This is a genomic window from Erwinia sp. PME.40.26/001, from assembly GCF_055556675.1.
This window is the reverse complement of the sequence record NZ_JBVHNP010000180.1, coordinates 1-272: the sequence shown is the minus strand read 5'-3', so window position 1 is coordinate 272 and position 272 is coordinate 1. Positions and strand designations below refer to the sequence as shown.

The following is a 272-nucleotide window of genomic DNA, read 5'->3' as shown; positions in this document are numbered from 1 at the left end:
CGAGGTCGCCCTGTCGGCGGGCGTCCAGCGGATGGTGCGCTCGGACGTCGGCGCCTCGGGCGTCATGTTCACGCTCGACACCGAGTCCGGATTCGACGACGCCGTGTTCCTCACCAGCTCGTACGGCCTCGGCGAGGCCGTCGTGCAGGGAGCCGTGAACCCCGACGAGTTCTACACATACAAGCCCGCTCTGCGCGCCGGTCGTCCCGCGATCCTCAAGCGTTCGGTCGGCGAGAAGGCGATCGCGATGCGGTACACCGACGGACGTCACG

At 68.8% G+C, this 272-nt stretch carries 1 protein-coding gene; it reads left to right on the top strand.

Going from position 1 to position 272, the window contains the following annotated elements; genetic code table 11:
* Window positions 1-272 (top strand): PEP/pyruvate-binding domain-containing protein (locus tag ACZ3HG_RS23760; protein WP_465334838.1); only part of this gene is annotated, 272 nt, incomplete at both ends.